Origin of the sequence: Gordonia sp. VNK1 (genome assembly GCF_040049135.1) — a bacterium.
GTDB lineage: Bacteria > Actinomycetota > Actinomycetes > Mycobacteriales > Mycobacteriaceae > Gordonia > Gordonia oleivorans.
On record NZ_JBDZDJ010000010.1, the window covers coordinates 36,199 to 58,708 of the forward strand.

At 67.7% G+C, this 22,510-nt stretch carries 27 protein-coding genes; 17 read left to right on the forward strand and 10 right to left on the reverse strand.

Translation table 11 applies throughout. The features are described 5' to 3' along the window. Window positions 1-9: 9 nt before the first annotated feature. Together ABLE94_RS14085 and ABLE94_RS14090 are read right to left on the reverse strand one after the other, a co-directional pair. On the reverse strand, window positions 10-816 hold the full coding sequence (locus ABLE94_RS14085; protein ID WP_348804273.1) for an ABC transporter permease: 807 nt from the start codon (window positions 814-816) through the stop codon (window positions 10-12). Further along, window positions 816-1,736, reverse strand: a complete 921-nt coding sequence (locus ABLE94_RS14090; protein WP_348804272.1) for an ABC transporter ATP-binding protein — start codon at window positions 1,734-1,736, stop codon at window positions 816-818. Before ABLE94_RS14090 ends, ABLE94_RS14085 begins: the two co-directional genes overlap by 1 nt. A 124-nt stretch (window positions 1,737-1,860) precedes the next feature. Here ABLE94_RS14090 and ABLE94_RS14095 point away from each other — a divergent pair, with 124 nt between their 5' ends. Both ABLE94_RS14095 and ABLE94_RS14100 read left to right on the forward strand, forming a co-directional pair. After that, window positions 1,861-3,042, forward strand: coding sequence for a sensor histidine kinase (locus tag ABLE94_RS14095; RefSeq protein ID WP_348804271.1), 1,182 nt, complete (start codon window positions 1,861-1,863; stop codon window positions 3,040-3,042). A gap of 16 nt (window positions 3,043-3,058) precedes the next feature. Then, window positions 3,059-3,709, forward strand: a complete 651-nt coding sequence (locus ABLE94_RS14100; RefSeq protein WP_348809068.1) for a response regulator — start codon at window positions 3,059-3,061, stop codon at window positions 3,707-3,709. Between the two features lie 25 nt (window positions 3,710-3,734). Here the strand turns inward: ABLE94_RS14100 and ABLE94_RS14105 are convergent, their stop codons facing one another. Further along, window positions 3,735-4,976, reverse strand: coding sequence for a multidrug effflux MFS transporter (locus ABLE94_RS14105; RefSeq protein ID WP_348809069.1), 1,242 nt, complete (start codon window positions 4,974-4,976; stop codon window positions 3,735-3,737). A 22-nt stretch (window positions 4,977-4,998) separates the two neighbouring features. Between ABLE94_RS14105 and ABLE94_RS14110 the strand changes: the two genes are divergently transcribed. The 3 genes from ABLE94_RS14110 to ABLE94_RS14120 all read left to right on the forward strand — a co-directional run bounded on the left by ABLE94_RS14110 (window position 4,999) and on the right by ABLE94_RS14120 (window position 7,664). Next, window positions 4,999-5,508 (forward strand): MarR family winged helix-turn-helix transcriptional regulator, encoded by a 510-nt coding sequence (locus ABLE94_RS14110; RefSeq protein WP_348804268.1) that lies wholly within the window; start codon window positions 4,999-5,001, stop codon window positions 5,506-5,508. Window positions 5,509-5,731: 223 nt separating this feature from the next. Then, the gene (locus ABLE94_RS14115) at window positions 5,732-6,991 is read left to right on the forward strand and encodes an HNH endonuclease (RefSeq protein WP_348809070.1); all 1,260 of its coding nucleotides are present in this window, start codon (window positions 5,732-5,734) and stop codon (window positions 6,989-6,991) included. 256 nt (window positions 6,992-7,247) lie between these two features. Next, window positions 7,248-7,664: an Rv0313 family protein gene (locus ABLE94_RS14120; RefSeq protein WP_348807195.1), complete on the forward strand. Its 417-nt coding sequence runs from the start codon at window positions 7,248-7,250 to the stop codon at window positions 7,662-7,664. A 21-nt stretch (window positions 7,665-7,685) separates the two neighbouring features. Here the strand turns inward: ABLE94_RS14120 and ABLE94_RS14125 are convergent, their stop codons facing one another. Continuing rightward, complete coding sequence (locus ABLE94_RS14125) at window positions 7,686-8,111, reverse strand: acyl-CoA thioesterase (RefSeq protein WP_348807256.1); 426 nt, start codon at window positions 8,109-8,111, stop codon at window positions 7,686-7,688. A 166-nt stretch (window positions 8,112-8,277) separates the two neighbouring features. Here ABLE94_RS14125 and ABLE94_RS14130 point away from each other — a divergent pair, with 166 nt between their 5' ends. Next, complete coding sequence (locus tag ABLE94_RS14130; RefSeq protein WP_348807196.1) at window positions 8,278-9,528, forward strand: cation:proton antiporter; 1,251 nt, start codon at window positions 8,278-8,280, stop codon at window positions 9,526-9,528. 131 nt (window positions 9,529-9,659) lie between these two features. Here ABLE94_RS14130 and ABLE94_RS14135 read toward each other — a convergent pair whose 3' ends face one another. Beyond that, the gene (locus ABLE94_RS14135) at window positions 9,660-9,989 is read right to left on the reverse strand and encodes a transglycosylase family protein (protein ID WP_348807197.1); all 330 of its coding nucleotides are present in this window, start codon (window positions 9,987-9,989) and stop codon (window positions 9,660-9,662) included. Window positions 9,990-10,385: 396 nt separating this feature from the next. Between ABLE94_RS14135 and ABLE94_RS14140 the strand changes: the two genes are divergently transcribed. Then, the gene (locus ABLE94_RS14140; protein WP_348807198.1) at window positions 10,386-11,171 is read left to right on the forward strand and encodes an enoyl-CoA hydratase; all 786 of its coding nucleotides are present in this window, start codon (window positions 10,386-10,388) and stop codon (window positions 11,169-11,171) included. A 35-nt stretch (window positions 11,172-11,206) separates the two neighbouring features. On the opposite strand, the gene ABLE94_RS14145 is transcribed toward ABLE94_RS14140, so the two are convergent. Beyond that, on the reverse strand, window positions 11,207-12,397 hold the full coding sequence (locus ABLE94_RS14145; protein ID WP_425476205.1) for an AI-2E family transporter: 1,191 nt from the start codon (window positions 12,395-12,397) through the stop codon (window positions 11,207-11,209). A gap of 351 nt (window positions 12,398-12,748) precedes the next feature. Between ABLE94_RS14145 and ABLE94_RS14150 the strand changes: the two genes are divergently transcribed. Then, window positions 12,749-13,957 (forward strand): acyl-CoA dehydrogenase family protein, encoded by a 1,209-nt coding sequence (locus ABLE94_RS14150; RefSeq protein ID WP_348809071.1) that lies wholly within the window; start codon window positions 12,749-12,751, stop codon window positions 13,955-13,957. Between the two features lie 102 nt (window positions 13,958-14,059). On the opposite strand, the gene ABLE94_RS14155 is transcribed toward ABLE94_RS14150, so the two are convergent. Further along, window positions 14,060-14,515 carry a hypothetical protein gene (locus ABLE94_RS14155; protein ID WP_348807201.1) on the reverse strand — a complete coding sequence of 152 codons (456 nt, stop codon included), beginning with the start codon at window positions 14,513-14,515 and terminating at the stop codon, window positions 14,060-14,062. A 2-nt stretch (window positions 14,516-14,517) separates the two neighbouring features. After that, the gene (locus tag ABLE94_RS14160; protein WP_348809115.1) at window positions 14,518-15,135 is read right to left on the reverse strand and encodes an RNA polymerase sigma factor; all 618 of its coding nucleotides are present in this window, start codon (window positions 15,133-15,135) and stop codon (window positions 14,518-14,520) included. A gap of 239 nt (window positions 15,136-15,374) precedes the next feature. Here ABLE94_RS14160 and ABLE94_RS14165 point away from each other — a divergent pair, with 239 nt between their 5' ends. From ABLE94_RS14165 to ABLE94_RS14200, 8 genes are all read left to right on the forward strand, one after another. Continuing rightward, entirely contained in the window at window positions 15,375-15,869 is a 495-nt protein-coding gene (locus ABLE94_RS14165; protein WP_348807203.1) for an Asp23/Gls24 family envelope stress response protein, read from the forward strand. Then, window positions 15,869-16,237 (forward strand): hypothetical protein, encoded by a 369-nt coding sequence (locus tag ABLE94_RS14170; RefSeq protein ID WP_348809072.1) that lies wholly within the window; start codon window positions 15,869-15,871, stop codon window positions 16,235-16,237. Before ABLE94_RS14165 ends, ABLE94_RS14170 begins: the two co-directional genes overlap by 1 nt. After that, entirely contained in the window at window positions 16,230-16,412 is a 183-nt protein-coding gene (locus tag ABLE94_RS14175) for a DUF2273 domain-containing protein (protein WP_348809073.1), read from the forward strand. Before ABLE94_RS14170 ends, ABLE94_RS14175 begins: the two co-directional genes overlap by 8 nt. 2 nt (window positions 16,413-16,414) lie before the next feature. After that, window positions 16,415-16,996 carry an Asp23/Gls24 family envelope stress response protein gene (locus ABLE94_RS14180; protein ID WP_348807206.1) on the forward strand — a complete coding sequence of 194 codons (582 nt, stop codon included), beginning with the start codon at window positions 16,415-16,417 and terminating at the stop codon, window positions 16,994-16,996. After that, window positions 16,993-17,709, forward strand: coding sequence for a hypothetical protein (locus tag ABLE94_RS14185; protein WP_348807207.1), 717 nt, complete (start codon window positions 16,993-16,995; stop codon window positions 17,707-17,709). Before ABLE94_RS14180 ends, ABLE94_RS14185 begins: the two co-directional genes overlap by 4 nt. After that, the gene (locus ABLE94_RS14190; protein ID WP_348809074.1) at window positions 17,706-18,260 is read left to right on the forward strand and encodes an Asp23/Gls24 family envelope stress response protein; all 555 of its coding nucleotides are present in this window, start codon (window positions 17,706-17,708) and stop codon (window positions 18,258-18,260) included. The genes ABLE94_RS14185 and ABLE94_RS14190 overlap by 4 nt, the downstream gene beginning before the upstream one ends. 172 nt (window positions 18,261-18,432) lie before the next feature. Then, window positions 18,433-18,630, forward strand: a complete 198-nt coding sequence (locus ABLE94_RS14195) for a CsbD family protein (protein WP_348807209.1) — start codon at window positions 18,433-18,435, stop codon at window positions 18,628-18,630. 134 nt (window positions 18,631-18,764) lie between these two features. Further along, complete coding sequence (locus ABLE94_RS14200) at window positions 18,765-20,159, forward strand: condensation/DUF1298 domains-containing protein (protein WP_348809075.1); 1,395 nt, start codon at window positions 18,765-18,767, stop codon at window positions 20,157-20,159. A gap of 30 nt (window positions 20,160-20,189) precedes the next feature. Here ABLE94_RS14200 and ABLE94_RS14205 read toward each other — a convergent pair whose 3' ends face one another. Together ABLE94_RS14205 and ABLE94_RS14210 are read right to left on the reverse strand one after the other, a co-directional pair. Continuing rightward, complete coding sequence (locus ABLE94_RS14205; protein WP_348807211.1) at window positions 20,190-21,137, reverse strand: hypothetical protein; 948 nt, start codon at window positions 21,135-21,137, stop codon at window positions 20,190-20,192. Between the two features lie 93 nt (window positions 21,138-21,230). Next, window positions 21,231-21,794 (reverse strand): HhH-GPD-type base excision DNA repair protein, encoded by a 564-nt coding sequence (locus tag ABLE94_RS14210; protein ID WP_348807212.1) that lies wholly within the window; start codon window positions 21,792-21,794, stop codon window positions 21,231-21,233. Window positions 21,795-21,937: 143 nt separating this feature from the next. Between ABLE94_RS14210 and ABLE94_RS14215 the strand changes: the two genes are divergently transcribed. Further along, window positions 21,938-22,384 carry a hypothetical protein gene (locus ABLE94_RS14215; protein ID WP_425476206.1) on the forward strand — a complete coding sequence of 149 codons (447 nt, stop codon included), beginning with the start codon at window positions 21,938-21,940 and terminating at the stop codon, window positions 22,382-22,384. The last annotated feature ends 126 nt before the right edge of the window (window positions 22,385-22,510 follow it).

Here is a 22,510-nt window from a genome sequence, read left to right on the forward strand (position 1 = left end):
GGTGCAGATCTACTTGATCTCACTGCGCAGGATGCGTGCGACACCGATCGCGAGGGGGAGGGCGATCCAGAGGAGTGCGGAGACCGCGATCTTGGCCCACTCGCCGCCGGTCGGCCAGAACTCGGTCTGGAACGGCTCCTGGGTGGCTGCCACGTCGATCCATTGGCCGAGATGGTCGGCGAACCACGGGACCACCTGGCTGATCAGGGCGAACAGTGTCGGCAGTGCGAAGTACGCGACGATCGCACCGGGAGTACTGAGCAGCAGGGCGGCGAAACCGAAACCGAGGAGGAGACCGAACAGTTGCAGGACAAAGGAATTGACGAGCCCGGCGGCGGTGAACGACCACGCGCCGGCCGGATCGGGCAGGGCGACGGTGGCGATCACGTTGCCGAGGGCGCCCATGGCCAGCGCCACCGCGACGGCCCCGACGGCCGCGATGAGCGCCGTGGTCAACTTCGCCACGACGATGCGTTCCCGCCGTGGCTCCATGGTGAATGTGGTCAGTGCGGTCCGCTGGCTCCACTCGCCGGTGACCAACAGGATCGCCATAACCGGCAGGATGATGCCGATCGGGATGTTCATCATGCCGAAGAACTGGCCGAAGGTGAGGTTCGCGGGGTTGTCGCGATTGGCGATCAGCATGGCGACCATGACGATCACCGAGCCGAGTCCGATGGAGGCGGCCAGCCAGAATCCCGCCCGGGTGTCGACGAGCTTGCGTAATTCGACCCGAATCAGACGGCTCATCGGGATGGCGGTGGCCCGTTCGGCGACGGCCGCGGTGGTGGTGGGGGATGCGGTGAGTGTGGTCATCAGAAGGCTCCTGCGGTGAGTCGTTGTTCGCGTTGGGTATCGGCGGTCAGGGACAAGAACATCTCCTCGAGTTGTGCTCCGTCGCCGCGCCGCAACTCGGTGAGCGCGATGGAGCATTCGGCGGCGATGCGTCCGACGTCGACGGGTTCGGCGTCCACGGACAGGCCACCGGTCGCGGTCCGCGTGACGGTGAGGCCGGCGCGATCGAGCGCGTCGGCCAGCGTTCGGTCGTCGGTGGAGGCGACGACGGTGCCGGTGCCGGCGAGCAACTCCGACTTGGTGCCCTGGGCGACGATATGGCCGTTGCCGATGACGACGAGGTCGTCGGCGATGATCTCGATCTCGTGGAGCAGGTGAGACGACAACAGGACGGTGCCACCACGATCGGCGTAGTTGCGCAGCAGTGACCGCATCCAGTGGATGCCGGCGGGGTCGAGACCGTTGGCGGGTTCGTCGAGGATCAGGATGCGCGGGTCACCCATCAACGCGTTGGCCAGACCGAGACGCTGACGCATGCCCAGGGAGTAGTTCCGGACGCGTCGTCCCGCCTCGTCCGGGGTGAGGCCGACGAGTTCGAGCATGTCGTCGACCCGGCTGCGGGGTGCGCCGATGGTCATGGCCGCGAGGCGGAGGATCTCGTCGCCGGTACGCCCGGCATGCTGGGCGGACGCGTCGAGCAGGACGCCGACCTCGGCAGCCGGATTCGGGATGTCGCGGTAGGCGACCCCGTCGATGAGTGCGGTGCCCGACGTCGCGGGAGTGAGCCCGGTCATCACGCGCATGGTGGTCGATTTCCCTGCGCCGTTGGGGCCCAGGAAGCCGGTGACCTGCCCCGATCGGCAGGTGAAGGTGACGTTGTCGACGGCGGTGTACTCGCCGTATCGCTTGGTGAGTTCGGTGACGGTGATCATGTGTCCCATCGTCGGCGTGACGAATGGTCGTGTGCATCGGGCATGAGGCCGGGATCGGTCTACGACCAAAGTCGGATGCACGGTGGCCGCCGGTGGGACGCGGATCAGGGTTGCCCCCCACTACGGTGAGGGGGTGCGCCCCGAGGACTATCAACCACCACTGACGTGGTGGAGTCACATCTGGCGTCTGCTGCTCATGCTGGCGATCTCGGGCCTGGTGGTGAGCTCACGGGCCGACACCGGATTGGGCGGTACCACGTGGTGGTTGGCGGTGGACCTCGGACTCGGCGTGGCGAGTTACGTGGCCACCTGGTGGCGGCGCTCGCACCCGGTTCTGGTGTGCACGTTCACCACCCTGTGTGGTGCGGTGTCACTGAGTTCGACCGGTGCCGGTGCGCTCGCCCTGGTGTCGCTGTCGACGCGGCGGCGCTGGCGGGAGATCATCCCGCAGGCCGTGCTGGGTCTGGTCTGCGGGCTGATGTCCGAGGAGATCTTCCGGACGTCGAGCGATGGCGGTGCGAGAGAACCCCTTCTGGTGCTGCTGGTGTTCCTCACCGCCATCACCGCGGTCATGGTGGCCTGGGGTATGTACATCGGATCGCGTCGAGAACTGCTGGCCACCTGGCGATCTCGGGCGATGCTCGCCGAACAGGAGCAGCAGGCCAAGGTCGCCCAGGCGCGCTCGGTGGAGCGGGCGCGTATCGCACGGGAGATGCATGATGTTCTGGCGCATCGGATTTCGACCGTCAGCATGTTCGCCGGGGCGTTGGCCTACCGTACCGATCTGAGCTCGGACGAGGTGGCCGACACCGCGAGGACCATCGAGGAGAATTCCCGGCTCGCGCTGACCGAACTGCGTGAGGTGCTCGGCGTGCTGCGTGAGGGTCCGGGTGACGCCGATCCGGAGCAGCCGCAGGTGGGTCCGGCCGAGATCGATGATCTCGTCGCAGCGGCCGACGACACCGGTATTCGGGTGACCTACACGCGCACAGCGGATCTCGACGAGATGCCGGCGAGCACCGTGCGAACCCTGTATCGCTGTGTGCAGGAGGGGTTGACCAACGCGCGTAAGCACGCTCCGTCGTCGGCGGTGACCGTGCGGATCGAGGCGGGCCGCGAGTCGGGTGTGGATCTGCTCGTGGTCAATCCGTTGCCGATCGGCGGTGTCCCCGCGGCCCTGCCGCGTTCGGGTCTCGGGCTGATCGGTGTCGCCGAACGAGTGGAACTCAGCGGCGGTCGGCACTCGACGACGCGCACCGACGACGGGATGTTCATTCTGCATGTGTGGCTGCCCGGCACGGGTGCGCCCGAGTGAGGGAGTGGTGACCGCCATGGCACGTCTGATGATCGTCGACGACGATCCACTGGTCCGATCGGGGCTGAAGTTGTTGCTCGGTGGCGATCCGGCGTTGTCGATCGTGGCCGAGGCACCCGATGGTCGTGCGGCACTGGAGGTCTTCGCCGCCGATCCGGTGGATCTGGTGCTGATGGATCTGCGGATGCCGGTGATGGACGGGATCGCGGCCACCGCGGCGCTCAAGGAACTCGAGGCACCGCCCGCGGTCATCGTGCTGACCACCTTCGACGCCGACGACTATGTGATGCGTGCGTTGGCCGTCGGCGCCGACGGATTCCTGCTGAAGGACACCCCGCCGGAGAAGATCGTCGCGGCGATCGCCGATGTGCTCGCCGGTCAGCCCGCACTCAGTCCGTCGGTCACGGCGGCGTTGATCAAGCAGGTGGTGGATTCCCCCGACCGCGCGGGCACGGTCCAGGCCCGGGCGAACCTCGACTCGCTGACCGAACGGGAACGGACCGTGGCGATCTGGTTGGCCAAGGGAGCATCGAATGCGGAGATCGCGGCGGCGCTCTACATGAGCGTGGCGACGGTCAAGGCACACATCACCCACATCTTCGCGAAACTCGGTGTCGCGAACCGGGTTCAGGTGGCGATCCTCGTCCACGACGCCGGGTGGGAGTAGCGGGCTCGGCCCGGATCTGTCCGTGTCAGACGGGCTCGGGGACCGGTGTCGGCGTCCTGCGTCCGGCGGCGAGGAAGGAAGCGATCGCGATCACGGCGGCGATCAGCATGACCACGGCCAGTGGGGCGGCGGTGTCCGGGCCCTGGATGCTGACCAGTGGGGACACCAGTGCGCCGAGACCGAATTGCAGCGCGCCCAGCACCGCCGAGGCGCTGCCGGCGTGCGAGCCGACCGCCGACATCGCGAGGGCGGTCGCGTTGCCGAAGATCATGCCGAGGCTCCCGACCATGACGAACAGCGGCGCAGCCAGCCACATCGCCGGTGCAGCGGTGACGACGAGAACTCCGAAGGTGATGACCGCCAGGGACATCACCGAGAGTCCGACGCCCACCAGATGGCGGACCTGGCGGGTGGCGACCAGTCGTGCGGCCAGCGCGCTGATGGCCATCAGCGCGAGCGCGTTGGCGCCGAATGCCAGCCCGTAGCCGCCGCTGCTGAGTCCCATCATGTCCTGATAGACGAACGGCGACGCGGAGATGTAGGCCATCATGACCGCGAATGAGAACGCGAATGTGCCGGCGTAGCCGAGGAATCCCGGCCGGAGCAGCTCACGCGGTGAGGCTGCGGTGGTGGCCGCGGTATCGCGCCGACGTCGGTCCTTGGGCCGTGTCTCGCGGACGACGCCGATGATCGACACCAGCATGAGGACCGAAATACCCAGTACCACAACGAGGATCCCGCGCCAGCCGATCGGGTTCACCAGGAACCCGCCCAGCAGCGGTGCGAGGACCGGGGCCACGCCACCGACGATCATCATCAGGCTGAACGCCCGCGCCGCGGCTCGGCCGGCTGCCAGGTCGGAGATGATCGCCCGGCCGATCACCATTCCGGCCGCACCGCCGAATCCCTGCGCGAAGCGTGCGGCCACCAGGACGCCCACCGACGGCGCGATCACCGCGACGATGCCGGCGGCCACGCACAGTGCTGCGCCGAACAGCAGGGGACCGCGACGACCGAACCGATCCGACAGCGGGCCGAACGCCAACTGCCCGGTCGTCACGCCGACCAGAAAGGCGGTCAGCGTCAGCTGGATGGCGGTCGCCGAGGCCGACAATTCGCCGGTCATCTCGGGGAATGCGGGCAGGTACAGGTCGGTGGCGAAGGGTGCGACCGCCGACAGCAGCGCGAGTACCAGCAGCAGCGGACCGGTGATCGCTCGCTCGGTGCGCGGTTCGCTGGTCACGGACGCGGTGGTCGACGAGGTCATATAGTTATGAGATCATATCCAAATGAGTGATGTCGAATCGTACGGCCCTGCTGCGGGGTCGATGGGCGACGCCGGGTTGAGCGTGAACCTTCTCGTCGATATCGCCGAGGTGGTTCTGCGGGTGGCACGAGAGATCGAACCCCATGGGCCGGCCGGAGTCAGTGGGGTCGTTCCGCTCAATGGCAGCGAAGTCCTGGTGATGCGCTGGATTCATCACAATCCCGGGACGTGTCCCGCCGAGGGGGCCACGGCGACGGGCCTCAAGCGCAGCAACTTCTCGGCCGTGCTGCGTTCACTGGAGGCCAAGGACATGGTGCGACGCAGTCCCGATCCCGACGACGCGCGGTCGGTGCGGTTGTATGCGACACGACGAGCCGAGACCTCGATCGCGCGACTCCACGACTTCTGGCGGCGGCGACTGACCGGTGCTCTCGACCAGGCTTCCGCGGATTCATCCCTCTCTGAAGCTGAATTACTCACCGCGCGAATGGTTCTCGAGCGACTCTCGGCGGGCCTGCGCACCGCGCGCTGAGTTGTTGATCGGGTCGGGGCTTCGTCGGAGGGGCGTACATGCGCGCCCGTGTGAATTCTGTTCACCACAGGGGCTTGCGTTCACCCCAGTTCACCGCAGGGGAAACTGTTCACTGAAGGTACGAAATGCCTTGCAACCGTTACATATTCACCTCATGATTCACCCCATGGCGAACTGGTGATCGGCTACACTAGATGGCAGCGGCACTCACACAGGGGGACGAATGAGCGACCACGACCTCGCCGAGATTCTCGACGTCATCATCGACAACCTCACCGAACCGAGCATCGACCAGAAGTCACTGACCGACCGGCACGCCACCGAGGTGATGACCCAACTGCGCCTCATCCGCAACCTCGTCGACCACCTGTGCGTGGTGTTCACCGGACACCTCGAACAACTCCACGTCGCCACCCACCAAGGCCGTAAACTCCGAGAACTGTTGATCTGCATGGGATATCCACCCGCCGTCGCACAGCGCTACCTCAGACTAGCCGCCGCCACCGACATCCCCCGCGTCACCGCAAGCACCGCACTCGGCTCCCTCAGCTCCGAACACGCCGACGCCATCATCCGCGGACTGACCCACATCGCCCACCGATCCCCCGAAGACGTCACCCCCGACATGCGGCACGACCACACCATCACCCTGCTCTCCCACGCCGGAGCCGGAATGGCGCCCTCCGAGATTCAGAAGTACGCCCGACAACTCGGCAACCACCTCGCCGCCGACGCCGACGGCGGCCTCCCCGCCGCCGAGGACCGCAGCGTCAACGAACTGTCCCTGCACCATGATGCGGACGGACGACTCGCCGTGAAAGCCGACCTGGATGTCACCGTCGGAGAGAAACTGTGCACCGCGATCGACGTGCTGTCCGCCCCCGTACCCCAACCCGACGGCAGCAACGATCCCCGCTCCACCGAACGCCGCCAAGCCGACGCCCTCGAAACCCTCCTCGACGCCGCCGTCCGCGGCCTGGCCGATGACACCATCCCCACCACCGCCCGCCTCGAGGTCCTCATGATCAGATCCGCCGACGACCCGGCCGCAGCGTCACTGCCGCACTCCGGGCCCGTCACCGAATCCACCGCCGACATGCTCAGCTGTGACAGTGCCGTCACCGACATCACCACCAACGGTGACGGCGTCCCACTGAACGTCGGCCGCCGCAAACGGTTCTTCACCAACGCCCAACGCAAGGCCTACATCGTCCGCGACGACGGCTGCATCAAATGCGGGGCACCCGCATCCCGCTGCCACGCCCACCACATCCAGCCGTGGAGTGAGGGTGGCGCCACCGACCTCGACAACGGATGCCTGCTGTGCCCGTCGTGTCACGACGACATCCACCACGGCGGATGGGCAGTCATCATGGGCGCCGACCGACACCCCTGGCTCATCCCACCAGCCACCGTCGACCCCAAACAACGACCCCAACCCGCCTACAACCGCCGCACCATGCGACTCGACGACGCCGCCTGACCCACCCCCGCAGGACCGTCTCGGTGCACGACATGTGACCCCATAACCCGGTCCACACCAACAGCTTTCGTTCTTTGACAAGTCCACAGAGAAACAGCGCGGGTTCGCATCCGACGATGAGCAGCACACCACTGCGGCACTCGGATCCGAACCCGGCCGGCCCCGCCATGTGGTGGCGAAGTCGCTCGTCCGTCGGCACACTGGATCGCAGTAGATGCCTGTCACCGATGCCGGGCCGCGACAAGGGAGGCCCTCGATGGCTGGTCAGAACGGACCCTTCGGATTCGATCCCGAGGATTTCGACCGCTTCGCGCGGGAAGCCGGGGAAGGGCTGCGGCAGGTCTTCGGACGTGCGATGTCCGAACCCGGTGCGGCGAGTGTGTTCTCGACGTTCATGGAGGGATCGTCGGCGCGACGGTCCGCACCCCAGCCGAAGACCGCCGGCGAGGCCGGCGCCGGCGTGTGGGCCGTGTTCGTCGTCGACGAGCCGGGCGGTGCCCGAGTCGAGCAGGTGTTCTCCAGTGAGATCGACGCGCTGCGCGCCAATCAGCACAACACCGACCCCAAGCGCCGGGTCCGCTTCCTCCCGTACGGGATCGCCGTCAGTGCGCTGGAAGGATCCGCGCTGGATTCAAGCGACGGAGATGCCGACAACGGCGCCGATCGCGGCTGATATGCAGCGGCACTGGTGAACTCACTGCGCTGAGCGCAGCGCCTCGCGGCGCGCCTTCGCCTCGGCGAATCGTCGCTGGGCCACCGGTGTCTGCGGATTCAGCTGCGGTACCTCGATGGGGCGACCGTCGTCGCCCATCGCGACCATCGTGAAGTAGCAGCTGTTGGTATGACGGCGCTCCCCGGTCTGGATCGACTCGGTCTCCACCCGGATGCCGACCTCCATGGACGTGCGGCCGGTGAAATTGACCGACGCCGACAGGATCAGCAGTTCCCCGACGCGGATCGGTTCGCGGAAGATGACCCGATCCACCGACAGCGTGACGGCGTAGTGCCGCGAGTACCGACTGGCACAGGCGTAGGCGACCTGGTCGAGGAGTTTCAGCAGTGCTCCGCCGTGCACGTTCCCGGCGAAATTCGCCAGGTCCGGCGTCATCAGCAGCGACATCGACAACGTGCACCGGTCGGCTCCGGGCTGGACGGACGGGTCGACGTCAGGGCCCGCCGTCGTCGGCGTGCTGGGGGAGGACATGGGCAATCTTAGGCACAGACACCGGGGCCCTGCAGGACCATCGACTGCACCCGGACTCGCCGCCTGCGGCAGGATGATGCGGGTGCTCACACTCGCCGAGGCCGCGGTCAGTCCCGACCGCACCAGCGCCGTCACCTTGTTCTGGATCGCCCTGGCCGCGGTGATCGCTCCGCTGGTGGCACGCGCAACCCGCCGGTATGTGCCGGAGGTGGTCGTCCTTCTGGTGCTCGGCATGGTGGTGGGTCCGCACCTTCTCGATTTCGGCGACCCGGCGTCGGTCTCGGCGGTCAGTCAGTTGGGTCTGGGCATGCTGTTCCTGCTCGCCGGATTCGAGTTGGACCCGCACCTGTTGCGCGGCAAGCCGGGTGCGGTGGCGGGCGGTACCTGGCTGATCAGTCTGCTCATCGCGACCGCGGTGGTGGCCGTGCTCACCGGTATCGGCGACTTCTCCGCCCATGTCGCGATCGCCATCGCAATGACGTCGACGGCACTCGGGACTTTGCTGCCGATCATCAAGTCCGACGGTCTTCTCGATCAGCCGTTGGGGCGTGCGGTGATGTCGCACGGCGCCGTCGGCGAACTGGGCCCGATCATCGCCATGTCGTTGCTGTTGACCAGCCGTAGTGCAGGGTCGGCGGCGTTCGTGCTGGTGTTGTTCGCTGCGGCCGCGGTGGTCATCGCGGCCGTTCCGCGTCATGCGGCCCACATCCCGGCCCTGCGTGCGGCCGTCGAGGAGATGAACGGCGGCACCTTCCAGCTACCCGTGCGGGTGGTGGTGGCGCTGCTCGCGGCCCTGATGGCCGTGGCCGCGGTCTTTGATCTTGACGTGGTGCTGGGTGCCTTCGCGGCGGGAATCGTGTTGCGCCGCCTGCTGCCTCAAGGGACGACGGTCGTGGAACGGTTGGAGACCATCGGTTTCGGCATGCTGATCCCGGCCTTCTTCGTGACCTCGGGCATGAACATCGATCCCAGCGCGGTGATCTCGCAGCCGCTGGTGTGGCTTCTGCTGGTGCTGGGAATCGGGGTGGCGCGCGGGCTTCCGGTATGGATCGCCGAACGCACGATCACCCATGAGGCGAGTCTGCGGGTGGGCCGGGAACGCGTGCAGCTGGCGCTGTACGCCGCGACGGGATTGCCGATCATCGTCGCCGTCACGCAGGTGGCTGTTGCGGCGGAGCTGATGTCGTCGACACTGGCCTCCACCCTGGTGGCGGCCGGGGCCACGACCGTTCTGGTGTTTCCGCTGGTGGCGCGGCTGGTCACCCGCGCCGATGCGGTGGACCCGGCCGGACCCGGCGTCGTCGCCGATCGTTCGGGCGACGGCCGGCCCTGACGGGCTCCGATGCCCGGTGCTCGAGACCGCGCGCCGAGGCCACGACACGCGAAAAGGGGGCGACCCACCACGTGGATCGCCCCCTCGTCGTCACGCGTATGGCGCGGCGTCACTCATACAGGTCGTTGCCCTCAGAGGTACTGGCCGCAGACCGGCCAGGCGCCGGGGCCCTGGGTGGCCAGGGTGTTCTCCGCGACGCGGATCTGCTCCTCGCGCGAGGCGTTGGCCGGATTGCCGTAGCCGCCGTTGGCCTCCCACGTGGACTGCGTGAACTGCAGGCCGCCGTAGTAGCCGTTGCCCGTGCTGATGCCCCAGTCTCCGCCGCTCTCGCACTGTGCGACAGCATCCCAGTTGTGGCCGGTGTCGGCCGACGCGGTCGCGGTGGCGACTCCGAAAGGTGCCACGGCCAGGGCGCCGATGACTCCGGCGCGGACGGCGAGCTTCTTCATGGTGGTCGTCATCTTTCCTCCTCTCATCCACCCGGTATGGGGTGGGTGATTCTCGGACCGGTGGCGACCATACGGGCTCGGTAACGGCAAGGTCACGTCGGACATCGCGACCTGCGGCTTGTTGATCACGGTGAGATAACGCTGTGAACTCGCCGGGAAAGCCCTGCACATCGCGGCGTGTCGGTCGGCGGCCTCCGGGCGGGTGATCCGCCCTTAATGTGACCAAGGGCACGGCTAAAATGTGGTGCCCGTCACCGAGGCCGGTGGCGGCATATGCCTCGTCGCTGCCCGCCCCGGGGCTGTCGCGACCGTGAGCGTGAACCGGGCCCGGTGAGGCAGTCTGATTGGCGGGTACCACCGGACACCGCATCGGAATCCGGGGACCACAGCACCTCGAGGAGCATCGGCATGACGCAGACGGACACGGCATCGATCGAGACCATCGTGGACGGCCCACTGGGCATTCTCACGCTGGCCAACCCGCGTCGCCGCAACCCGCTGTCGACGGGCACGATGCGTGCGATCACCGCGGCCCTGCGAGCGTTCGCCGAGAATCCCGCGGTCCGCGTCGTCATCATCCGCGGCGACGGGCCCGCGTTCTCGGCCGGACACGACCTCGGTGAACTCGTCGAGCGCACCCTCGACGATGAGCGCGCCGTCTTCGACACCTGCGTGGAGATGATGACCGCCGTCCACGAACTCGACAAACCGGTGATCGCCGAGATCGCCGGTGCGGCCTTCGCCGCGGGATGTCAGCTGGTTGCGACGTGTGATCTCGCCATCGCCTCGTCGGCGGCGACCTTCTCGACCCCCGGCGTGCGCATCGGCCTGTTCTGCTCGACGCCGATGGTGGCGTTGACCCGCGCCGTCGGCCGGAAACGGGCGATGAAGATGCTGATGACCGGGGACCCCATCGACGCGCAGACCGCCGTCGACTGGGGTCTGGTCAACGATGTGGTCGCCCCCGAGAAGCTCGCCGAGACCGTGCGGGAACTCGCCCTGCGGATCGCCTCATCGAGTGCGTCCACCCTCGCCATCGGCAAGCGGGCGTTCTACCGGCAGATCGATGAGAGTGAGTCCCGCGCTTACGAACTCATGTCGGAGACGATGGCGACCAACGCGGTCACCTGCGACGCGCAGGAGGGGATGTCGGCGTTCCTGGGCAAGCGCACGCCGGTGTGGACCGACAGCTGAGGGCCGCCGGGGTGCGGCTCGGCCCACTGCACCGATCAGCCGTTCGGGCGGTCCGAGGCGTCATCTGCGGGCGGATCGGCCGGGGCGGCGGGCGAATCGCCGTCGCCGGGCCGGTCGGCGTCGGGTACCGACGCACCGACGGCATCGTCCGCCGGGGCGTCGGGCGTGCTCGCGTCATCATCGGCCGGCGTGGCGGGATCACCCCGCTTGGGTAGCGACGAGCTCAACAGCACGTCGGCCCAGCGGGTCGACGGGTCGATGTCGAGCAGCAGGGCCTTGCACATGATGGTCAGCGGTACCGCGAGGATCGCGCCGAGCGGCCCGAGCACCCACGCCCAGAACATCAGCGACACGAACGTCAGCGTCGTCGACAATCCGACCGCGTCGCCGACGAACTTCGGCTGGATCACCGACTGGATCACCATGTTGATCACGCTGTAGACCACGATCACCACGATCATCTGGGTCACGCCGCCATCGAGGAGCCCGAGCAGTGCCGGCGGGATCACACCGATGACGAACCCGATGTTGGGGATGTAGTTGGTGATGAACGACAGCAGACCCCACAGGATCGGCAGCGGAATGCCGATGATCGCGAGGGCGACACTGTCGAAGACCGCGACGATCAGACCGAACACCGTCGACACCCAGAGGTAGCTGCGGGTGGCCTGAGCAAAGGCGCTGAATGCGGCGGCGATATCCGGCCGTTCGGCGGTCAGGATCTCGATGCGGTCACCGAAGTTGACGGTGTCGGCAGCCATGAACAGCAGCAGGGCGAGGACCAGCACCAGCGTCGAGGCGACACCGGCTGTGGAGGACACGATGTCGCCGACCGCGCTGATGATCTTGCTGGAGTCCACGTTGTGGACCATGTCGTGCACTTTTTGCTGACTGACCCCGTGGGAGATGAGGAAGTTCTGAAACTGCTTGACGAGATCGTTGAACTTGTCGCTGTAGCTGGGGAGGATCGTCGCAAACCGGGCGATGGAGAAGGCCAGTGACGCGAAGAGCCCGATGATGATCGCGTAGACCGACAGCAGGGTGACGAGGAATGCCACCCACGCGGGTGCGCCCTTCCGACGGATCCAACTCGCGACCGGGGATACCGCGACCGTGAGCATCATCGCCAGGAAGATCGGCGCGACGAGACCCGAGATCGACCGGATGCCCGACACTGCCACCACCAGACCGGCCAGGGTGATCAGGATGATCGTCCCGCGCGGCATCGACCATGACGGGGCGTCCATCCGGACGGCCATCTCCGTGGGCTTCGACTTGTGGCCTCTGGCCATCGTTGGTGCCTCTCGTCCGGACCGGCGCGCCGCACACGGGAATCCGCGGCCGCACACAAGTGGTGTCGCAAACGGTGATGTTAGGCCAGTGATGCCGGATCCGGGAGGGTCGCCGCGGCGTGGCAGCCGACAATCATCCGGGAGGGATGAGTTCCGAATCGTGCTTACGCCCGCGGTGATCGCAAGGGTGGGCGCGCGAGTGCCGCGGGGGCAGACTGTCGTGGCTCGTGTCGCGGCGGCAGCGCCGGTTCTCGCGACACCGAATCTTCAGATGAAAGGAAGCACGTGAGCACCACTACCACTCGCGAGTACACCGACACCGACCTCGACGAGATTTTCGCCCCGGTGTTTGCCCGGATCGCGCGGGGGGCGGTGAGCCGCGAAGAGGACCGGCGACTGGCCCACGACGAGATCGGTTGGCTCAAGGAGGTCAAGTTCGGTGCACTGCGCGTGCCCGTCGAGTTCGGTGGGTACGGGGCGTCGGTGCGCTCGTTGTTCCGCCTCCTGATCGACCTGGCGACCGCGGAATCCAATCTGCCACAGGCCTTGCGGGTGCATTGGTCCTTCGTCGAGGATCAACTCCTCGCCACCGACGCGGCCGAGCGCGAGCAGTGGCTGCGGGCCGTCGCCGACGGCACACTGGTCGGCAACGCGATCACCGAACCCGGAGTCGGCGCGGTGGATCGCTACCGCACCACCGTCACCGACGTCGACGGCGGATACCGGCTCGACGGCACCAAGTACTACAGCACCGGCAGCCTCTACTCCGATCACATCCTGGTCGCCGCCGACCACAATGGCGAGCGTGTCTCGGTGCTGGTCGACGCCGACGCCGAGGGCGTCACCCAGCACGACGACTGGGATGGCTTCGGTCAGCGTCTGACCGCAAGCGGCACAACGGAATTCACGGATGTGCAGGTCCGTCCGGAACGGCTTCTCGGTGCCGGATACGGCGCACCCGGCCGCACCTACGCCACCTCGTACCTGCAGCTGGTGCAGCTGTCCGTGCTCGCCGGGATCGCCGCCCGCGCACTGGATGACACCGTCGAATGGGTACGTGCGCGCACCCGAACCTTCACCCACGGTTCGGCGGATCTGCCCCGAGAGGATCCGTTGGTCCAGCAGGTCATCGGCCGACTGACCTCGGCCGCCTACACCTCCCGTACCCTCGTCCTCGACATCGCCGAGAAGCTCGATCTGCTCCTCGACGGCGGGGCGACCGACGAGGCGCTGCTCGACGAGCTCGAATTCGATGTCGCCAGAGCGCAATACGCGGTCATCACCACCGTGCTCGACGCCACCACGGGGCTCTTCGAGGTCGGCGGTGCGTCCATCACCTCCGAACGACTTCGCCTCGACCGGCATTGGCGCAACGCGCGGGTGATCTCGGCGCACAACCCGTTGATCTTCAAGCTGCGTGCCCTCGGCGATCACGAACTCAACGGCGCCGCACTGCCCTACGCGTGGAGCGCGGGAAGTCGGACGACCTCGTAACCAACCGAAAGTGTCTGTTCAGCAGGAACATTGACTCAGCAGGGACACTGACTCATCCGGCCCGGGGCCGCCGACACACCGTCGGTGTCCCCGGGCCGGTCGTCATGCACCGGTGTCGAGATCGCCCCAGCGCACGTCGATGGCGCCGGCGGCCGCGCGTGCATGATCAGGTCCCAGCAGTGACGTCAGCACCTCGGTGACGACGTCGCGGATCAGATCCGATTCCTCGGGCAGGATGTCGTGGTAGCGGGCGACGAGTCCCAGCCGAATCCGCTCGACCCGGCCGTCGCTGCCCTCGGCGGTGATGCCGACCACCAGCCGACCCACGGTTCGCCGCACTCGCACGGCCATCACCTGGGTGAGCACACGGTCGGAGATCCACACGCCGGGGGAGTCGGTGAGCAGCGGACGCCCGGGGCGCCGAGCGCGGGGCAGGTGCGCGGTGATCGAGGCCACCAGGCGCGACGCATCGAAGTTCTGCCCGTCGGCGGGGTCGAGTTGTCGACCGGCATCGCGCAGCCAGACGTCTGTGTGGTCGTCGTCCATCCGAGAGGTCATGTCTACGCTCCTTCCGGTGTGCCGGTGTGGGTGCGATCGGGCCGCCACGGTTCCAGCCGGGTCGCCAGATACTTACGACTGCGTTGCAGGTGTCCCCGGACCGAGCCGGTCGAGATGTTCAGTACCCGCGCGATCTCGGAGAGGGACATGCCCTCGACCTCACGCAGCCACCACACCGCGCGGGAGGTCTGTGGCATCGACCGCAATTCGACACCGAGGGCGTCGACCAAGGTGTGCCGCAGTGCCTCATCCGACGGTAACGGTTCCGCCGCGGCGAGGTCGACGAAACGGGTGTCATCGGTCGGGATGTCGCGCTTCTTGCGGCGGTGATCGACGGTCTTGCGATGCGCGATGGAAAACATCCAGGTCTTGAACGTGGAACGAAATGCGAAGTCCGGCAGCCCTCGCCACGCATCGAGCAGGGTGTCCTGGGCGAGATCCTCGGCGACCTGAGGATCATTGACCATCCGGCGGAGGTAGCGCAGCAGTACCGGCAGCAGCCGGGTCACCAACTCGGTGAAGGCCTCGGTGTCACCGACTCCGGCGGCCGCCGCCAGCTCCTCGTCGGACAGGTCGGCCACGGCCAGCGGCGATCGCGGCGACTCATCGGTGGCAGGCACCCCCGGTGCGGCCGAGAGTGCCCTGTGATCAGGGTCACCCGAACTCACGCGTGCAGATTTCGGTTCCACTACGACTGACTCTATACCGGCACGCCGATACCGGGATCTCGCCGAGGATGGGACCCGCACACGGTCTTTCATCACGTGGAGTGCACCGATCGGCGTACCGGACGACCGCAGTGTCCACTGCGGGCCGGCCCATGGGGCAGCGGCCCGCGCCCGAGTACAGAGGAGTTCTCATGAGCGACGCAGCCCAGACCGACACCCGGACCACCACCGCAACGGGTCCCGACACCGACGCCGCCGGCAAGGGCCTCGCCTTGGCCCGCACCGACACGCCGGCAGGTGATCGAGGTAAGACGATGATCGCCGACGCCGTGGTCGCCAAGATCGCCGGCATCGCCACCCGCGAGATCGACGGTGTGCACGACGTCGGCGGCGCCGCCGAGCGTGTGGTCGGCAAGGTTCGCGGGGTGATCCCGGGTACCTCGGTCAGCACCACCCAGGGCATCGGCGTCGAGGTCGGCGAGCGGCAGGCCGCCGTGGACGTCTCCATCGTCGCCGAGTTCGGGGTCGCCATCCACGAACTCGCCGCCGCGATCCGACGCAACGTCATCAACGCCATCGAGTCGATGACCGGACTCGAGGTCACCGAGGTCAACGTCACCGTGCACGACATCCACTTCGGTGACGACGATGACGATCAGGCGTCGGACACCCCGCGGGTGCAGTGATGTCCGAGGGCGCCGACGCCGGGAACGGCACCGCCGAGGCGATCGAACGCGCCGTGTCGGTGATCGACGGGGTCACCGGACTGCACGGCGGGGTGTTCGGGGAGATCGCGACCTACCTCCCCGGCGGCCGGGTCAACGGCGTGCGCCTGACCGATTCCGGTGGCGAGGTCCACGTGATCGTCGACATCGGCCACGACCTCCGTGCGGTCGCCGAACAGGTGTCGCAGGTGGCGAGCGAGATCGCCGGAATGCCCATCGACGTCACCGTCGAGGATGTGAGCCTCACCCCGCGCGACGAGGACGATTCCGCCGGGCACCAACAACTCTCATCACGTGATGACATGACAGAGGTGAAAAACGATGGGTAACAACGCAACGATCGGACTGTTCGCGGGTCTGCTGCTCGCGCTGGCGGTGACCACCGGCGGATTCGGCGGGTTCGTTCTCGCGCTGGTCCTCGGGGCGATCGGGTTGGCGCTGGGTCTGCAACGCGACGGCACCATCGACCTCGGCGCACTGCTGCGCAGCCGGAACCGAGGCTGAGCATGGCCGCAACCGCAGCCGCACACGACACCGTCACCCGCGGCAGTGCCGGCAAAGACCCGCGCCGGGTGGGTACCGCCGCACCCGCCACCGCGGACGCCCGGGGTTCCTTGGTGATCGCCGACCGGGTCGGCACCAAGATCGCCGGCCGCGCCGCGCTCGAAGTGGACGGGGTGATCGCCTACAGCGGTGGGCTGGCATCACTTCTCGGGCCCGGCGGGATCGGAACCTCGTATCCATCTGCGCGCGTGGACATGTCGGAGACCGCACCCGTCGTGTCGGTGGCCGTCGCGCTGTCGTGGCCGTGCGCGGTCGCCGAGGTGTGCCGACACGTCCGTGCCCACGTGGCCGACGAACTGGCCCGGCTGACCGGGCTTCGACCCGGCCAAGTGAATGTGGCCGTCGCGGCACTGGTTCCGCCCACCACGGTCGATGAGCGCAAAGACGGCTATGTGGCCCTGCCGTCGGTCGTGCCGTCCGTCGGCGGCGACGGCGATACGGGCGACGGCGATACGGGCGACGGTGATACGGGCGGCGGCGATACGCACGAGACGCAGACGCGGGAGAGGACGGTCACGACATGAGCGCATCTGTCGATTCGACTTCACGAGCGCAGACCGACACCACCATGCGGGTCGCGGTGGACTCCGCGCCCGCGACGGAGACCGCCGACATCTCCGACATCGGCGAAGGCAAGGTGTTCGCGCCCGCGGCCTACCCCGGGGCGGCGATCGTCGGCTCGATCATCGGTCTGCTGCTGGTGGGTTTGGCTGCCGTCGGAATCCGCGATCACATCGTCAGATTCGGCTGGATCACCGGAAACCCCTGGTTGGGGGACGCCGCCACCTGGATCGCACACAGCACCTGGCAGGGCTGGATGTGGCCGGCCGCGATCGGCCTGGTGGTCGTCGGACTGGCGATGCTCTGGCTGGCCATCAAGCCGCGACGGAAATCCCATGTGTCACTGGGTGATCACCGGGTGATGTGGACCCGGCGTGGTGACGTTGCCCGGCGCGTCAGTGCATCGTTGCTCGCCGTCGCCGGGGTTGAACACGCGACCACCGTCGTGGGTCGACGTACCGCCAGGGTCACCGTGACCACCACCGGTGACGTCGACACCGCCGCGCTCATCGCACAGGGGCGCAGCGCGGTGGCCTCGTTGAAGCGTCCGCCGCGCATCAAGATCCGCAAGGTCGTTCGCACGACGGTCCCGCAGGAGACGGTCGCACAAGAGACGGTCCCGCAGGAAACGGTCGCACAGGAAACGGTCGCACAGGAGCAGGAGAAGACGCCATGAACAGAGGTCCGGTGATCGTGCACCGGCTGACGGTCGGGTTGTTCGGGCTGCTCTTCCTGGTCGCCGGCGGCGCAGCGCTGATCTGGCACACCGGGTGGGAACCCATCACAGGGTGGGTGGACCGGCTCAACCCGGCCTGGGCAACCAACCTGACGGCCGCATCGTGGTGGTGGGCAGTACTTCTCGGCATCGTCGTCGTGAGCCTGGGCTGGGGGTTGTGGTTGCTCGCGGCGGCGTCGCGGCCCGGCAAGGTCGACGACCTCGTCCTGGCCGGCAGTGGCGCCGACGGGATCATGACGGTGCCACCCAAGCTCATCGCCTCCGCCGTCGCGGACGAGTTGTCGGCGCACACCATGTTCGACGCCGCGTCGGTGAAGGCCGTGGATGACCGGGGTCGCAGCCTCATCCGGATCGAGGTCACCGCACCGTCGCGCTACTCCTACGAGGAGGTCGCCGCCGCCCTCGATCCAGCCGTCGAGCAGATCCGCCGGGCAGTCGACGGCGCCGACATCCACGTGCAGGCGCTGGTGCATCTGCAGAATCCGTCGTGATGGCACGCCTCACGACCACATGACGTCGCGACGGCATTCCCGCGGTCAGTCGTCCCGAGCACGCAGGGGACAGATCCGCCCGCCGTCGCGCAACGAATGACTCGTGCCGGGAATGGCCCGGTGCGTTCACGCGCCCCACTCCACATGGGGCCTCAACAAGGAGGGATACGCAATGGCCATCGAAGACAAGGTCTCCAACAAGGTCGAGGACGCCAAGGGCAAGGCCAAGGAGGTCGGCGGCGACGTCACCGGCGACGAGGACCTGAAGAACGAGGGCAAGGCCGATCAGGTCTCGGCCGCCGTCAAGGACGGCATCGAGGACGTCAAGGACGCCGTCGGAAACATCAAGGACAAGCTGACCGGCAACTGACACATCCGCGGGGCGAAGGTTCACGGCGCCCCGGTTGCCTGTCACGGGCGACGCGATGGATACACGGTGTTCATGGCGTCGCCCGTTCGCGCATCCGGCGGCGCACCTTCGTCTACGGTGATGCGGTGCAGCGGATGCAACCTTCCGACGCGCTGTGGTACTGGATGGCGACCCGGGTGCGCAGCGACCAGTTCCTGGTGTACGCCTTCACCTCACCGGCGGTGCAGAACGCGGACCTGGCCGGTGCGCTGCTGCGTCGCGCGCGGCTGATCGGCGATCTGAACATCCACGTCGTCGACGTCCCGGCGAATCTGGACCGGCCCTACTGGGCCACCAGATATGCCGTGGCCGAACAGATCCGACGACATCCGGGACCGATGCGATGGCAGGACTGCCTCGATCGGATCGCCGCGGAGATGGCCCCACCACTCGACGCGCGGGAGCATCCGTGGCTGCTGCACCTGTTCGAGGGCGTCGCACCACCTTCTGATCCGCCTCCGATCGGCCGCGACATCGACTCCGGCGGTGCGGATCTCGTGGTCGTGGTACTCCAGATCGTCCACGCGCTGGGCGATGGATCGCGCACGAGTGGCATTGCACGACAACTGTTTTCCGATGATCCGATACCGTCCGGCGGTGGGCCGGGGCGGGTGGGGCCGCGGTCGGCACTTGCGGCAGTGTCGGCCGGTGCCCGCGCCCTGGTACGACTTCCCGTCCAGACGATCCTCATGTTCGGTTGGGGCGCAGTGGCATTCGATCGTCACCGGCGCCTGGCCGCGACAAGATCGGCCGGTACCGGCCGCGGGGGTGTGGCGCCGTCGCGTATCAATGCCGTGCCGGGTGACGACAGGGTGTTGCGCACGATCACCGTCGACACCGGGCGACTGCGGTGCGGCGGCGCGCTCACCGTGACCATCGGTGCACTCCTGGTGATCTCGATGGCACTGCCCCGCTACCTCGGCGACGATCTCGAACGTTGCGTGGTGACCTTGCCGGTCGGACGCACCGGAGCCGAACGGTGCTCGCGCAACACCTTTCGCAACGCGAGCATCGATCTGCGCATCGACATCGCCGACCTCGGCGAGCGGTCGGAGGCCATCGCGGCCGCGATCGCCGCCGCCCGTCAACCCGAGTCCGGCGCCGCGCGCGCCTCGCGTCGGGCCGAACACCTCACCCCCGCGCCGCTGCGCATCCTCGGCGTGCGCAGCGCCCACCTGGGCTCCGTCCCGGCATGGATCGACGGACTCACCGTCGTCTCGTCGGTCGATCGCGGAGACGCCGACCTGACGATCGGCGCCACCGATCCCGGCGGTGCGGGGGGAGGACGTGGCGGTCGGTCGGTGTTCACCGCGGGATTCCCGGCCCTGTCATCGGTCCACGGCCTCAACCACGGAGTGCACGGACTCGGTGACACGGTGACGATCTCGGTGATCGCCGACCCGCGGATCTGTCCCGACGTCGATCGATACGTGGACCTGCTCCGCGCCGCCGTCGACGAGATGGACGCGGCGGTGCATCCGGCGGGATGACCGCCGGATGCACCGTCGAGGCGGGACCGGCTACGGCGAGATCTGTGGTTGGCCCGGGGTGTCGCGGCCGCCCCGCTGCGGCCCGGTGACGTCGCCGGTGCCCTTTGCCCCGCGGGTCAGGCGCTTGGGCAGCCGATCGGCGAGCCCACCGAGCGGCGCCACCGACTGATTCAGCAGGTCGACGGTCTCGGCGAGCTCGTGCACGGTGTCCTGCATCGCCAGCAGATTCGGTGCGAGTTCGCTGATGACCTCGGTCAGTTGGGTGATGAGGTCGAGGGGGCCGCCGGGTGCGATGGCGCGTTCGACGGCACCGTCCTCGCCGACGAGCTGATCGAGGAGGCCGCCGTCCTCGGCCATCCGATCGAGGATGCCGCCGGCGGCGGTGACCTTCTCCAGAACGCCGTCGGGTGCGGTCAGTTTGTCGACGATGCCGCCCTCGGAGGTGAGACGTTCGAGGATTCCCTCGTTCTCGGTGAACTGATCGACCACACCGCCGGTGCGGGTCAGACGGTCCAGCGGCCCGTCCTTGGCCGTCAGTCGGGTGAGGATGCCGCCGTCCTCGGTCATCTGATCGAGGATGCCGCCGGGTGCGGTGAGCTTGTCCAGCAGGCCGTGTTCGGCGGTGAGGCGGTCGACGACGCCGCCGGGCACCAGGAGACGTTCCAGCGGCCCACCCGGGGCGACGATCCGCCCGAACGGCCGGTCCGGACCCAGCAGGTCGGCGAGCTGTCCGAGCAGGGCCAGCGGCGCCCGGGTGCTGCCGAGTTCGTCACCGGAGATGCCGAGGGCGTGGTTGACCTCGCTCTGCACGCTCGAGGCGGTGATACGGGCGATGGTGATCGCGGATTCCGCGGCGGTCAATGTGACGCCGGTGACGGCGAAACCGATCTGGAAGGGGAACTCGACCAGCGCGCGCACATCGATCTGACCGCTACCCGTGTCGCGTCGGCCCGCATCCTTGCCCGTGGGTGAACCCATGAGCGCACTGTAGGCCATCGGAGGTGGCGATCGTCGTCGGCGTCACTCCATCGGTGGCGTCACTCCATCGGCGGCGTCGTTACGCGGTGGCGCCTACTTCTTGGCGGCTGCCTTCGCGGCCTTCTTGAACTCGCGCACCTTCAGCAGGGATTCCGGGTCGGTCACGTCGGCGACCGACCGAAAGCCCTTCTTGCCGTAGTCGCCGACGACCTTCGTCCACCCGGTGGGCGTGACCCCCAACTGCTTTGCCACCAGCGCGGTGAAGATCTTGGCCTTCTGCTCACCGAAGCCGGGCAGGGCACGCACCCGCGCCAGCAGATCGGCGCCGGTGGACGCCTCGGTCCAGATCCGTTCGGCGTCGCCGTCGTACTCCTCGACCACGACACGCGCCAGTTCCTGCACACGCCCGGCCATCGATCTGCCGTACCGGTGGATCGCCGGTGGGGTGGCGCACAGGTCGGCGAAGGCCTCGGGATCGGCGTCGGCGATCGCGGCGGGATCGAGGCTGCCGAAGCGGTCCCGGATCTTCGCCGGGCCGGCGAATGCGCGTTCCATCGGAAACTGTTGATCCAGAAGCATCCCGGTGAGCAGTGCGAACGGGTCGGTGGACAGCAACTCGTCGGCGGCCGGGTCCTGGGCAATCTGCAGTTTCGCCATGCCCCGAGGGTAGTGCCCCTACACTGAGCGCCATGCTGCGTGGGTCCGGACGTAGGCGCTCGGCGGGGAGCGGGTCGAGGTTGTCGATACGACGAGGTGGGGTCGTCATGCGTCGCGTCGGTTCGATCGCGGTGGCGATGACGATGGCGACCGCGGCGCTCATCGGTACGTCCGCGACGGCCGGTGCGGCCCCGAGTTCGCCGTCCAACTACGTCACCACCATTCGCTGCGACAGTGCCAATCCGTGGCCGGCGCCGCGGATTCCGGTGTGGGTGGATGTCTACAACCAGATCGCCTTCCCGTCCGACGGGCTGCCGGGACCGGCCATCGCCCTGGTCGGTTCGTCGCGGAGCAAACCCGGCGTACTCGAGTTCACCGTCGAGGTGACGGTCAACTGGCGCAACAACGCGACCGGTCGCACCGGGACGGTGCGCGTGCCGAGCCGCGCGCAGACGGTGAGCTGGGAGGTGGTGCTGCACCCCGGTCGTGGTCCGGTCTCGTTCACCATCCATCAGAAGATCGGTGCCCTGGCGTTCGTACCGATGGTCAACGCGCAATCCTCGACCTGTGGTGGCCGGGCCTCGGCCTGAGTGCCGGCACCCGTCTCGGGGGCTGTTTCCCCGGGTAACCATCGGACATCGAATGGCGGGTCTCCGGGTGAAATCCCGCGGAATGCACCACTTGGCCGAGTAGCGTAAGCCGCAGTCGTCCGATCG